This is a genomic window from Scandinavium sp. (genome assembly GCF_036271055.1).
GTDB lineage: Bacteria > Pseudomonadota > Gammaproteobacteria > Enterobacterales > Enterobacteriaceae > Scandinavium.
Genome location: NZ_DATBBJ010000024.1, coordinates 1 through 12,902, shown reverse-complemented (window position 1 = coordinate 12,902; position 12,902 = coordinate 1). Strand labels below are relative to the sequence as shown.

11 protein-coding genes are annotated in these 12,902 nt (G+C 53.6%); 9 read left to right on the top strand and 2 right to left on the bottom strand.

Annotated features, from left to right (window positions below):
* The 6 genes from dnaE (at window position 1) to tilS (ending at window position 10,366) form a co-directional block, all read left to right on the top strand.
* Window positions 1–3,483: a DNA polymerase III subunit alpha gene (gene dnaE, locus VH187_RS02285; protein ID WP_329699862.1), complete on the top strand. Its 3,483-nt coding sequence runs from the start codon at window positions 1–3 to the stop codon at window positions 3,481–3,483.
* A 12-nt stretch (window positions 3,484–3,495) separates the two neighbouring features.
* On the top strand, window positions 3,496–4,455 hold the full coding sequence (accA, locus tag VH187_RS02280; RefSeq protein WP_329699861.1) for an acetyl-CoA carboxylase carboxyl transferase subunit alpha: 960 nt from the start codon (window positions 3,496–3,498) through the stop codon (window positions 4,453–4,455).
* Window positions 4,456–4,634: 179 nt separating this feature from the next.
* Window positions 4,635–6,392 (top strand): glycoside hydrolase family 19 protein, encoded by a 1,758-nt coding sequence (locus VH187_RS02275; RefSeq protein ID WP_329699860.1) that lies wholly within the window; start codon window positions 4,635–4,637, stop codon window positions 6,390–6,392.
* A gap of 80 nt (window positions 6,393–6,472) precedes the next feature.
* Window positions 6,473–8,611, top strand: coding sequence for a lysine decarboxylase LdcC (locus VH187_RS02270; protein WP_329699859.1), 2,139 nt, complete (start codon window positions 6,473–6,475; stop codon window positions 8,609–8,611).
* Between the two features lie 60 nt (window positions 8,612–8,671).
* A complete protein-coding gene (locus tag VH187_RS02265; protein ID WP_329699858.1) occupies window positions 8,672–9,061 on the top strand; it encodes a VOC family protein in 390 nt (129 codons plus the stop codon).
* A gap of 3 nt (window positions 9,062–9,064) precedes the next feature.
* Window positions 9,065–10,366, top strand: coding sequence for a tRNA lysidine(34) synthetase TilS (tilS, locus tag VH187_RS02260; protein ID WP_329699857.1), 1,302 nt, complete (start codon window positions 9,065–9,067; stop codon window positions 10,364–10,366).
* A gap of 21 nt (window positions 10,367–10,387) precedes the next feature.
* Here tilS and rof read toward each other — a convergent pair whose 3' ends face one another.
* Window positions 10,388–10,648: a Rho-binding antiterminator gene (gene rof, locus VH187_RS02255; protein ID WP_329699856.1), complete on the bottom strand. Its 261-nt coding sequence runs from the start codon at window positions 10,646–10,648 to the stop codon at window positions 10,388–10,390.
* A complete protein-coding gene (locus VH187_RS02250) occupies window positions 10,635–10,835 on the bottom strand; it encodes a YaeP family protein (protein ID WP_329699855.1) in 201 nt (66 codons plus the stop codon). The genes rof and VH187_RS02250 overlap by 14 nt, the downstream gene beginning before the upstream one ends.
* Window positions 10,836–11,030: 195 nt before the next feature.
* On the opposite strand from VH187_RS02250, the gene VH187_RS02245 reads away from it, so the two are divergent.
* Genes VH187_RS02245 through nlpE form a run of 3 tightly spaced genes read left to right on the top strand, consistent with a single transcriptional unit; the run spans window position 11,031 to window position 12,722 of the window.
* Window positions 11,031–11,576 carry a YaeQ family protein gene (locus VH187_RS02245; protein ID WP_329699854.1) on the top strand — a complete coding sequence of 182 codons (546 nt, stop codon included), beginning with the start codon at window positions 11,031–11,033 and terminating at the stop codon, window positions 11,574–11,576.
* Window positions 11,573–11,995 (top strand): alternative ribosome rescue aminoacyl-tRNA hydrolase ArfB, encoded by a 423-nt coding sequence (arfB, locus tag VH187_RS02240; protein WP_329699853.1) that lies wholly within the window; start codon window positions 11,573–11,575, stop codon window positions 11,993–11,995. The genes VH187_RS02245 and arfB overlap by 4 nt, the downstream gene beginning before the upstream one ends.
* Window positions 11,996–12,026: 31 nt before the next feature.
* Window positions 12,027–12,722 carry an envelope stress response activation lipoprotein NlpE gene (gene nlpE / locus VH187_RS02235; RefSeq protein WP_329699852.1) on the top strand — a complete coding sequence of 232 codons (696 nt, stop codon included), beginning with the start codon at window positions 12,027–12,029 and terminating at the stop codon, window positions 12,720–12,722.
* The last annotated feature ends 180 nt before the right edge of the window (window positions 12,723–12,902 follow it).

Genomic DNA, 12,902 nt, shown 5'->3' with positions numbered 1-12,902 from the left:
ATGGCTGAACCACGTTTCGTACACCTGCGGGTGCATAGCGACTACTCCATGATTGATGGGCTGGCGAAGACCGGGCCGCTGGTGAAAAAGGCGGCCGAGTTCGGCATGCCTGCACTTGCGATCACCGATTTCACCAACCTTTGCGGTCTGGTCAAGTTCTATGGCGCAGGTCACGGCGCTGGACTGAAACCAATTATCGGTGCCGATTTCCACGTCCAGAGCGATCTGTTGGCGGATGAACTAACACAACTGACCGTGCTTGCCACCAACAACGAAGGCTATCAGAACCTGACGCTGCTGATCTCGCGCGCGTATCAACGCGGATATGGCGCGCTTGGGCCGTATATCGACCGCGACTGGTTGGTTGAGCTGAAAGAAGGCCTGATTCTGCTTTCTGGCGCACGAATGGGTGATGTGGGCCGAGCCTTGCTGCGTGGCAATACGCCGCTGGTCGAGCAGTGCGTTTCCTTTTATGAAGAACATTTCCCGGATCGCTACTATCTGGAGCTAATCCGCACCGGTCGCGCCGACGAAGAAAATTACCTTCACGCGGCGGTAAAACTGGCCGAAGAACGCGGTTTACCGGTCGTAGCGACCAATGACGTACGCTTTATCGACACCGGGGATTTTGATGCCCATGAAATCCGTGTTGCAATCCACGATGGTTTTACGCTAGACGATCCGAAGCGACCACGTAACTATTCCACGCAACAATACCTGCGTACCGAAGATGAAATGTGCGAGCTGTTTGCCGACATTCCGGAAGCGTTGGCCAACACGGTAGAAATCACCAAACGCTGTAACGTTACCGTTCGTCTTGGTGAATATTTTCTGCCGCAGTTCCCTACCGGGGAAATGACCACCGAAGATTTCCTCGTGGTGAAATCGAAAGAAGGTCTTGAAGAGCGCCTGGAATTCTTGTTCCCGGAACCAGCCGAGCGCGCTGAGAAACGCAAAGAGTACGATGAGCGCCTGGATATTGAACTCCAGGTTATCAACCAGATGGGCTTCCCGGGCTACTTCCTGATCGTAATGGAATTTATCCAGTGGTCGAAGGATAACGGCGTGCCGGTTGGTCCTGGTCGTGGTTCCGGTGCTGGCTCACTGGTCGCTTATGCGCTCAAAATTACCGATCTCGATCCGCTGGAATTCGACCTGCTTTTCGAACGTTTTCTTAACCCGGAACGTGTCTCGATGCCCGACTTCGACGTTGACTTCTGTATGGAGAAACGCGACCAGGTCATTGAACACGTTGCAGAAATGTACGGACGTGATGCGGTTTCGCAGATCATCACCTTCGGTACGATGGCGGCGAAAGCGGTTATCCGCGACGTAGGGCGCGTGCTGGGCCATCCGTATGGTTTCGTCGACCGAATTTCTAAACTGGTGCCGCCCGATCCGGGCATGACACTCGCCAAAGCCTTTGAAGCTGAGCCGCAGTTGCCGGAAATCTACGAGGCTGACGAAGAAGTCAAAGCGCTGATCGACATGGCGCGTAAGCTCGAAGGCGTCACGCGTAACGCCGGTAAACACGCCGGGGGCGTAGTCATCGCGCCAACCAAAATTACTGATTTTGCGCCGTTGTACTGCGATGAATCCGGGAACCATCCGGTTACACAGTTCGATAAAAACGACGTGGAATATGCCGGGCTGGTGAAGTTCGACTTCCTCGGCCTGCGTACGCTTACGATCATCGACTGGGCGTTGAAGATGATCAACCCGCGCCGGGCGAAGCAGGGTTTAGATCCAATCGATATCGCCGCGATCCCGCTGGAAGATAAGAAAAGCTTCGACATGCTGCAACGCTCGGAAACCACTGCGGTGTTCCAGCTTGAATCCCGCGGCATGAAAGACCTGATTAAACGTCTGCAGCCGGACTGCTTCGAAGACATGATAGCCCTGGTGGCCCTGTTCCGTCCGGGGCCGTTGCAATCAGGGATGGTAGATAACTTTATCGACCGTAAACACGGCCGCGAAGAAATTTCCTATCCCGATATCCAGTGGCAGCACGAATCCCTGAAACCCGTGCTGGAACCGACCTATGGCATCATTCTGTATCAGGAACAGGTGATGCAGATTGCGCAGGTTCTGGCCGGTTACAGCCTCGGCGGTGCGGATATGCTGCGTCGTGCGATGGGGAAAAAGAACCCTGTCGAAATGGCCAAACAACGCGGTGGCTTTGAAGATGGCGCGAAATCTCGCGGCGTTGATGGCGAACTGGCGATTAAAATTTTTGACCTGGTGGAAAAATTCGCCGGGTACGGCTTTAACAAATCTCACTCCGCCGCTTATGCGCTGGTTTCCTACCAGACGCTGTGGCTGAAAGCGCACTATCCGGCCGAGTTTATGGCGGCGGTAATGACTGCTGATATGGACAATACCGAGAAAGTGGTCGGCCTGGTCGACGAATGCTGGCGCATGGGGCTGAAAATCCTGCCGCCGGATATCAACTCCGGGCTGTACCATTTCCACGTCAATGATGACGGGGAGATAGTGTACGGTATTGGCGCGATCAAAGGCGTTGGCGAAGGCCCGATTGAGGCTATCCTTGAGGCACGTAACGAAGGCGGCTATTTCCGAGAGTTGTTTGATCTCTGCGCCCGCGTAGATACCAAAAAGCTCAACAAGCGTGTGCTGGAAAAACTGATCATGTCCGGGGCGTTTGACCGCCTCGGCCCGCACCGTGCTGCGCTGGCGAATTCTCTGCCGGATGCACTGAAAGCGGCCGATCAGCACGCCAAAGCCGAAGCTATCGGTCAGGCTGATATGTTTGGCGTTCTGGCCGATGAGCCGGAACAGGTAGAACAATCCTACGCCAGCTGTCAGCCGTGGCCAGAACAAATCGTACTGGATGGGGAGCGAGAAACGTTAGGTTTGTACCTGACCGGACACCCGATCACTCAGTATTTAAAAGAAATTGAGCGCTATGTCGGCGGCCTGAGGCTTAAAGACATGCATCCGACCGATCGTGGTAAAGTGACCACAGCGGCGGGGCTCGTGATTGCATCGCGGGTAATGGTCACCAAGCGAGGCAATCGTATCGGCATCTGTACGCTGGATGACCGTTCCGGGCGGCTGGAGGTGATGTTGTTCACCGACGCGCTGGATAAATACCAGCATTTGCTGGAAAAAGACCGCATACTTATCGTCAGCGGACAGGTCAGCTTTGATGACTTCAGCGGGGGGCTTAAAATGACCGCCCGTGAAGTGATGGACATTGACGAAGCCCGGGAAAAATATGCTCGCGGGCTTGCTATCTCGCTGACGGACAGGCAAATTGATGACCAGCTTTTAAACCGTCTCCGTCAGTCTCTGGAACCCCACCGTTCGGGGACAATTCCGGTACATCTCTACTATCAGAGGGCGGATGCACGCGCGCGGCTGCGTTTTGGCGCAACCTGGCGTGTTTCTCCGAGCGATCGTTTACTCAACGATTTGCGTGGCCTCATTGGGTCGGAGCAGGTGGAACTGGAGTTTGACTAATACAGGAATACTATGAGTCTGAATTTCCTTGATTTCGAACAGCCGATTGCAGAGCTGGAAGCGAAAATCGATTCCCTGACCGCCGTAGGCCGTCAGGATGAAAAACTGGATATTAACATCGACGAAGAAGTGTATCGTCTGCGCGAGAAAAGCGTAGAACTGACGCGCAAAATCTTCGCCGATCTCGGTGCATGGCAGGTTGCTCAGTTGGCTCGCCATCCGCAGCGTCCGTATACCCTGGATTATCTGCGTCTGGCCTTCGATGAATTTGACGAACTGGCGGGCGATCGCGCTTATGCCGACGACAAAGCTATCGTGGGCGGCATCGCACGTCTGGATGGGCGTCCGGTGATGATCATTGGTCATCAGAAAGGTCGCGAAACCAAAGAGAAAATCCGTCGTAACTTCGGCATGCCGGCACCAGAAGGTTATCGCAAAGCGCTGCGCCTGATGGAAATGGCAGAACGTTTCAACATGCCTATCGTGACCTTCATCGACACCCCGGGTGCTTATCCTGGCGTGGGCGCTGAAGAACGTGGTCAGTCTGAAGCGATTGCCCGTAACCTGCGTGAAATGTCTCGCCTGAAAGTGCCGGTTATCTGTACGGTGATCGGTGAAGGCGGTTCCGGTGGTGCGCTGGCGATTGGTGTGGGCGATAAAGTGAATATGCTGCAGTACAGCACCTATTCCGTTATCTCTCCGGAAGGTTGTGCCTCCATTCTGTGGAAAAGTGCGGATAAAGCACCGCTGGCCGCAGAAGCGATGGGTATCATCGCGCCACGTCTGAAAGAGCTGAAGCTTATCGATACCGTTATCCCGGAACCACTGGGTGGCGCACACCGTAAGCCGGAAGCAATGGCGGCAAGCCTGAAAGCGCAGCTGCTGGCGGATCTGGCGGATCTCGACGTGCTAAGCACGGAAGATTTGCTCAACCGTCGCTATCAACGTTTGATGAGCTACGGCTACGCCTGATTTTTCCTCATTCGTGATAAAAAGGCCTGATTATGTCAGGCCTTTTTTGTTTTTGTGCCTGCTGATATTTCGTGATTCCGCTGTTAGGGGATATGAGATCGCCTCTTTTTTCAGCCTCGTAGACTCGTGTTACTGCCTGAATAACCAGCGCAGCAGAAAATGAACGCGAGGAAAGAGAGATGACAACGAAACGCATATGGGCAGTGGCTGCCCTGGCGGGGGCGGTGACCGGTTTATCCGGCGCACATGCCGCACTCCTGAGTAGCAGTGAACCCTACACCATTAAGCAAAGCGATCTCGATAAAAAAGAGAAGGAACTGACCAGCTTCCCTGAAATGGCGGCGGTTAAAGCCTCTATTGCCACGCTCAGCAATGATCAGGTTGAAGCCATCACCGTCGGGCGCAGTGCAAACCCGGAAAACATGAAACGCGTCGAGAAGATTGTGGCAGAGAAGGACTGGAATTATCTTTTCCCGCTGCGCGCTCCGGAATATACCTATCTTAACTTCCTGAAAGCGGTGGGAAAATTCCCGGCCCTTTGCGCCAGTTACACTGATGGGCGCGATAGCGAAGCCATTTGTCGTAAATCTTTGGCCACCATGTTTGCCCACTTTGCCCAGGAAACCGGCGGGCACGAAAGCTGGCGCGATGAGCCTGAATGGCGGCAGGCGCTGGTCTATGTGCGGGAAATGGGATGGACGGAAGGGCAGAAAGGCGGCTACAACGGGGAATGCAATCCGGATACCTGGCAGGGGCAGACATGGCCCTGCGGTAAAGATAAGGACGGTGATTTCCTGAGCTATTTTGGCCGCGGTGCGAAACAACTTTCCTATAACTACAACTACGGTCCGTTCTCTGAAGCCATGTACGGTGATGTTCGGCCGCTGCTCGATCACCCTGAACGCGTGGCAGATACCTGGATGAACCTGGCCAGTGCCATTTTCTTCTACACCTATCCTCAGCCACCGAAACCTAGCATGCTGTTCGTGATTGATGGCACCTGGAAACCCAACGAGCATGACAAAGCCAACGGTTTGGTTCCGGGGTTCGGGGTCACCATTCAGATAATCAACGGCGGCGTAGAGTGCGGTGGTGCAGATGAAAATGCGCAATCCATTAACCGTATCAATTACTACAAAGAGTTTGCGAAGTATCTGAAGGTGCCTATCCCGGCGGATGAAGTGCTGGGTTGTAAAAACATGAAGCAATTTGATGAAGGCGGGTCGGGTGCATTGCCTGTGTACTGGGAGCAGGATTGGGGCTGGAGTCCGGATACGCCAACGGGCAGTGTCTATGCGTGCCAGTTGGTAGGTTACCAGACACCGTTCAGCGCGTTTAAAGAAGGGGATTATACCCGCTGCGTTCAGCACTTCTTCAACGTGAAAATCGTGCAGGACGCAGGCGGCACAACGCCAGAACCGACACCAGAGCCTAAGCCAGAACCGACCCCCGCCGCCAACGTGGCACCTGTCGCCAGAATCGCAGGCCCAACCGGAGCGGTGACAGCGGGCAGTAAAGTGTCGTTGAGTGCTGAAGGGTCGACTGACGCCAACGGCGATGCTCTGACCTACACCTGGCAATCGCAGGATGGGCAAACGGTGGCCGGTAAAGATAAAGCGGTGATTACCTTCAATGTGCCGGAAAGCGCCAAAGACGCACAGTATGCCATCGGGCTGACGGTGAGTGACGGAGCGCTGACTAGCTCGACGAGCTATATTCTCAACGTCAAAGCGAAAGCCAGTGGTGGGGGTCAGGACGAGGTGACTTACGGCAACTGGAGTGTCACGAATAAATACAATCCGGGTGACATTGTGCGAAATAACGGCGCATTGTATCAATGCAAATCGTTCCCGGAGGGGGCATGGTGTAACGTTTCGCCATCCTATTATGAACCGGGTGCAGGCATTGCCTGGCAGGATGCGTGGAACGCGTTGTAATGTAATAACCTGTACACGCCGGTGCAGTCTCCGGCGTGTCTTTGCTATGCTTATCAGACTGAAATTGCAGGGAGAAATGCGTGAATATTATCGCCATCATGGGGCCACACGGCGTCTATCACAAAGATCAGCCAATTAAAGATCTGGAAGCCGCGCTGACTCAGCAGGGATTCAAAATTATCTGGCCGCAGAACAGTGCCGATCTCATCAAGTTTGTCGAACAGAACCCACGGATCTGCGGCGTCATTTTTGACTGGGACGAATACGGCGAGGATCTGTGCAGTGAAATAAACCAGCTCAACGAATATTTGCCGCTGTACGCGTTTATCAACACCCATTCGACGCTGGACGTCAGCATTAACGATATGCGCATGGCGCTGTGGTTCTTTGAGTACGCGCTGGGCGCGGAAGAGGACATCGCCACGCGTATAGGCCAGTACACGAAAGAATATCTCGATAACATCACCCCGCCGTTTACCCGCGCGTTGTTCAATTATGTGAAAGAGGGGAAATATACCTTCTGTACACCAGGGCATATGGCGGGAACGGCCTACCAGAAAAGCCCGGTCGGCTGCCTGTTCTACGATTTTTTTGGCGCTAATACGCTTAAAGCGGATGTGTCGATTTCGGTTACGGAATTGGGATCGTTGCTCGATCACACCGGGCCGCATCTGGAAGCGGAAGAGTATATCGCCCGCACTTTTGGCGCTGAGCAAAGTTATATGGTGACCAACGGCACGTCGACGTCAAATAAGATTGTCGGGATGTATGCCGCTCCGGCGGGCAGCACGCTGCTGATTGACCGAAACTGCCATAAGTCGCTGGCTCATCTGTTGATGATGAGTGATGTGGTGCCGCTGTGGCTGAAGCCAACGCGTAATGCGCTCGGTATTCTCGGTGGGATTCCGAAGCGTGAATTTACCCGCGACAGCATCACGCAAAAAGTGGAGGCGGCAGCTGGTGCAGAGTGGCCGGTTCACGCGGTGATCACCAATTCAACCTATGACGGGCTGTTGTACAACACAACCTGGATTAAAGAAACGCTGGATGTGCCGTCGATTCACTTTGATTCCGCGTGGGTGCCTTATACCCATTTTCACCCGATTTATCAGGGCAAAAGCGGCATGAGTGGCGACCGCGTGCCGGGCAAAGTTATCTACGAAACGCAGTCCACGCACAAAATGTTGGCGGCGCTGTCGCAGGCCTCGTTGATTCATATTAAAGGCGATTACGACGAAGACACCTTCAACGAAGCCTTTATGATGCATACCTCGACGTCACCGAGTTACCCGATTGTCGCCTCGATTGAAACCGCAGCGGCAATGTTGCGCGGGAATCCTGGCAAGCGCCTGATCAATCGTTCCGTGGAGCGTGCGCTGCATTTCCGCAAAGAGGTTCAGCGTCTGCGCGAAGAATCTGACGGTTGGTTCTTCGATATCTGGCAGCCGGAAAAAGTGGACGAAGCAGAGTGTTGGCCCGTTTCACCGGGTGAGGACTGGCACGGTTTTACTGACGCCGATGCGGATCATATGTATCTCGATCCGGTGAAAGTCACGATCCTGACGCCGGGCATGGATGAACAAGGTACTATGAGTGAAGAGGGGATCCCGGCGGCGCTGGTGGCGAAATTCCTCGACGAGCGCGGCGTGGTCGTTGAGAAAACCGGGCCGTATAATTTGCTGTTCCTGTTCAGTATCGGCATTGATAAAACTCGCGCCATGGGCCTGCTGCGTGGATTGACCGAGTTTAAGCGTTCTTATGATTTGAACCTGCGGGTCAAAAATATGCTGCCGGATCTTTACGCGGAAGATCCTGATTTCTATCGCAACATGCGTATTCAGGAATTGGCGCAGGGGATCCATAAATTAATTCGTCAGCATCAGCTTTCTCATTTGATGCTTCGGGCGTTCGACGTGTTGCCGGAAATGAAAATGACGCCACATAAGGCCTGGCAGCGTCAGATCAAAGGTGAAGTCGAAACGATCGAGATAGAGCAAGTGGTGGGGCGCGTGTCAGCGAACATGATTCTGCCGTATCCACCGGGCGTACCGCTGTTAATGCCGGGCGAAATGATCACCGAAGAGAGCCGGGCGGTACTCGACTTTCTGTTGATGCTTTGCTCCATCGGCCGCCATTACCCGGGATTTGAAACGGATATTCACGGTGCGAAGCGCGATGAGCATGGCGTGTACTGGGTACGAGTCTTAAAAGAGGCCTGACGGCTTGCGTCAAACGGCTCGTGACAGGTAACGTGCTGCGCAGACGAATAAGGAGATAACATGCTGGGTTTGAAACAGGTTCACCACATTGCCATCATCGCGAGTGACTATGCGATCAGTAAGGCGTTTTACTGCGATATTCTCGGCTTCACGCTGGAAAGCGAATTTTATCGTGAAGAGCGCGACTCCTGGAAAGGCGATCTGGCACTTAACGGACAGTACACCATTGAGCTGTTTTCTTTTCCATTCCCGCCCGCGCGTCCGTCACGTCCGGAAGCCTGCGGTCTGCGCCATCTTGCCTTTAGCGTCGATGACATTGATGCCGCTGTCGCGCATCTCGAAAGCCACGGTGTGAAGTGCGAAGCGATTCGTATCGATCCGTTCACCGACCGCCGTTTCACCTTCTTTAATGATCCGGATGGACTGCCGCTGGAGCTGTATCAGCAATAAACCATGAACCTTAATTCTGTCGCCAACGCATTACCTCTACACCGCAATATTCTGGTCGCCTTTAGCGGCGGCCTTGATTCGACGGTACTTTTGCACAAACTGGTGTGCTGGCGCGAACAGTCACCCGACGTCACGTTGCGTGCTATCCATATTCATCATGGGTTGAGCGTCAACGCCGACGCCTGGACGACGCATTGCCAGCAGGTTTGCAGCGAATGGGCTGTGCCGCTGGAGGTGGTGAAAGTGACGCTGGCAGAAAATGGGCTTGGCGTTGAGGCTCACGCACGCGAAGCGCGTTATGCCGCTTTTCGTGCATCATTGCAGCCTGGTGAGGTGTTGGTTACGGCGCAGCATCTGGACGATCAGTGCGAAACTTTTTTGCTGGCATTGAAGCGCGGCAGCGGCCCGGCAGGGTTGTCGGCGATGGCTGTAGAGTCTGAGTTCGCCGGAACAAAACTGCTGCGTCCGCTGCTGAATGACAAGCGTGACGATCTCGAACGTTGGGCTGTCGCTAATGCGCTGCGCTGGATTGAAGACGAAAGCAATCAGGACGATCGCTATGATCGCAATTTTTTACGCCTGCGCGTGCTGCCGCAACTGACCGATCGTTGGCCGCATTTCGCCGAAGCTGCGGCCCGGAGCGCGGCACTGTGCGGTGAGCAGGAACAATTGCTGGATGAGCTTCTTGCCAACGAACTGGCGGCCTTAACCGGAACGCAGGGTCAACTCGCCATTGAACCGTTATTAAAGGTGAGTGATATCCGGCGCGCAGCATTGCTCCGTCGCTGGCTGGCACAACGTCAGGCCACAATGCCTTCACGGACAATGCTTGAGCGTATCTGGCAGGAAGTGGCATTGGCGCGTGAAGATGCGAATCCGTTGCTGCAAGTAGACCCGTTCGAAATCAGGCGTTATCAACAGCAACTCTGGCTGATCCCGGCTTATGCGCGTCAAAGTGATATGCAGATTGCGTGGCCCGATACCACGCAGCCGCTGTTATTGCCAGGCTCAAGCGCACTTCATTTGGTGGCTGGTACAGAAATCCGTGCGCCAAATGAAGATGAGCGCGTAAGTGTGCGGTTCACTGCATCTGGCAATCTGCATATTGTTGGGCGCAACGGTGGGCGTAAGCTTAAAAAAATCTGGCAGGAATTGGGGGTTGCGCCCTGGCTACGTGACACCACGCCGCTGCTTTTTTATGGTGAAACGTTAATTGCAGCGGCAGGATATTTCGTGACTGTCGAAGGGCAATTCAGGGAAGGCAGTGAAGGTTTAGCGTTTGTCAGGCAAAGAAAAGGGCAGTAATGAATACTGCCCTTCTATGGATTACTCTTCGCTTACTACCACAGTACCAATTTCCGGGTGGCTAAAGCTCGCTATCTTGTCGAGTCGCAGCTCGCGGCTTTCGCCTGAGATGTCGACGACCAGATATTCGACGTTTTTGCGTGAGACTAAGTCACTGGCTTTCGCCTTCAGCACTTCGCCATCTTTCAGCTCCAGCGCCAAAACAAGATGGTGCTGGCAGGCGAGTTCGAGATTGTCATAGTCGTCACAGTTGATCGGTTGATAAGACTCATTCATTGACATAATCGCTCACCAGTAAGTTTGCCGCCGCATAGGCCGCTTTTTCCCTGACCGACTCTGAAATCGCGTCATCCGCCGCCACTTCATTCAATACTTTTAGCACACAACCCAGCGCATCCGGAACATATCCTAAGTCTCCGCTGGCTATTTCCGCATACCGCTTGCGTATTAACTCACAATACTTTTCCACATGCCCTCCTGTCAGCGTTCTGACTTAACTGTGGGATGCAAGTTTAAGCCTACGAAGATAAACTCTGTTTAGCAAGGTGACTATACCATACTCATTTAAGCAATATCAGCAGGATGAGCTGTCTTACGCTGAATTGGCGACAGCCTTTTGCGGCTGATTTCGGTACAATGGCCGCCAATTTTCAGGAGTAAAATCATGGCGCTGAAAGCGACAATTTATAAAGCAGCGGTAAACGTTGCCGATCTCGACCGCAACCAGTTCCTCGATGCCAGCCTGACGCTGGCCCGTCATCCGTCGGAAACCGAAGAGCGTATGATGCTGCGCCTGCTGGCATGGATTATGTATGCCGATGACCGTTTGCAGTTTACTCGTGGGCTGAGTGCTGACGACGAACCGGAAGTGTGGTTGTTAAACGATCATCTGGGTATCGATCTGTGGATTGAACTTGGCTTGCCTGACGAACGCCGAATCAAAAAAGCCTGTTCGCGTTCGAAGCAAGTGGCGCTGTTTACCTATAACAGCCGCGCGGCAGAAATTTGGTGGCAGCAGAATCAGGCGGCGCTTAAAGGGTTCAGTAATCTCAGTATTTGGTATTTTGATGATGCCAAATTGGCGCAGTTGACGACATTTGCCGCCCGCAATATGACGCTACAGGCGACATTGCAGGAAGGGACGGTTTGGTTATCTGATGCGCAGAACAATCTGGAAATCTTGCCGACAAGTTGGCAGCAGCCGCAATGATTGTCATCTCACGTCAGGTATCGTTGGCTGACGACGAAGTGGAAATCACCGCGATCCGTGCGCAGGGGAACGGCGGTCAGAACGTGAATAAATCCTCAACGGCTATTCACTTGCGCTTTGACATCCGGGCCTCCAGCCTGCCAGAGTATTACAAAGAGCGGCTGCTCGCGGCCAGTCACCATTTGCTCACGTCTGATGGCGTTATCATTATCAAGGCGCAGGAATATCGCAGCCAGGAAATGAATCGCGAAGCGGCTGTTGCGCGTCTGGTTTCGGTTATCCAGACGCTGACCGTTGAACAAAAACACCGCCGAGCAACGCGTCCCACCCGAGCGTCGAAAGAGCGTCGGCTGGCATCAAAATCACAAAAGTCATCGGTGAAATCGATGCGGGGCAAAGTCCGGCACTCCGGTGATTGATCGAAAGAATGAATAGCATAAGGACATTACGGTGAAGAAGGTACTGGTTACTCTCGCAGCGATAGGCATGCTTTGCGCGCTGCCGGGCTGTAATAATCGTTCAGATGAGACTCTGAAACCGGCGCAGGAAGAAGCTCTGCAACCGATGCAGCAAAGCTGGCGTGGCGTGCTGCCCTGCGCTGACTGCGAAGGCATTGAAACGTCATTGTATCTGGAAAAAGACGGCACCTGGGTGATGAACGAACGCTATCAGGGCGTTAAACGCGAACCTTCTTCGTTTGGTTCTTACGGCACCTGGGCGCGTACGGCTGAAAAATTGGTACTGACCGACAGCAACGGTGATAAGTCTTACTATCGCGCGAAAGGCGACAAGCTGGAAATGCTTGACCGTGAAGGCAATCCGATTGTTTCCACATTGAACTACACGCTTGAACCGGTGAAATCCAGCCTGCCGGTTACGCCAATGGCGATGCGCGGCATGTATATCTACATGGCAGATGCCGCAACCTTTACCGACTGCGCAACGGGCAAGCGCGTTGCGGTGGCGAATAACGCGCAGTTAGAGCGCGATTATGCCGCTGCACGAGGTACTGCGAGCAAACCCGTTCTGCTGAATGTCGAAGGGCACTTCACGTTGCAAGCCAATCCAGATACTGGCGAACAAATGAAAACGCTGGTGGCGGATAAATCGACGCATTTTGACGCACAGAAAACCTGTAAAGACTGATTTTCAGACTGGCCGTTAAAGAAAGGCTCATCCGATGATGTAATGCCGATCAGTTAAGGATCGGTTGATCGATCCAGTGGCTGTGTAAGAATCCGGAAATGCTCCCTCGTTTCCGGATTTTTTTATGCACATTGGACAGGCTCTCAATCTCGTTTCCCGATACGACTCTCTGCGTAACCC

Excerpts from the sequence above, each read along its gene's own strand:
- dnaE (WP_329699862.1), top strand. The coding sequence starts at position 1 with ATGGCTGAACCACGTTTCGTACACCTGCGGGTGCATAGCGACTACTCC.
- accA (WP_329699861.1), top strand. The coding sequence starts at position 3,496 with ATGAGTCTGAATTTCCTTGATTTCGAACAGCCGATTGCAGAGCTGGAA.
- VH187_RS02275 (WP_329699860.1), top strand. The coding sequence starts at position 4,635 with ATGACAACGAAACGCATATGGGCAGTGGCTGCCCTGGCGGGGGCGGTG.
- VH187_RS02265 (WP_329699858.1), top strand. The coding sequence starts at position 8,672 with ATGCTGGGTTTGAAACAGGTTCACCACATTGCCATCATCGCGAGTGAC.
- tilS (WP_329699857.1), top strand. The coding sequence starts at position 9,065 with ATGAACCTTAATTCTGTCGCCAACGCATTACCTCTACACCGCAATATT.
- rof (WP_329699856.1), bottom strand. The coding sequence starts at position 10,648 with ATGTCAATGAATGAGTCTTATCAACCGATCAACTGTGACGACTATGAC.
- VH187_RS02245 (WP_329699854.1), top strand. The coding sequence starts at position 11,031 with ATGGCGCTGAAAGCGACAATTTATAAAGCAGCGGTAAACGTTGCCGAT.
- arfB (WP_329699853.1), top strand. The coding sequence starts at position 11,573 with ATGATTGTCATCTCACGTCAGGTATCGTTGGCTGACGACGAAGTGGAA.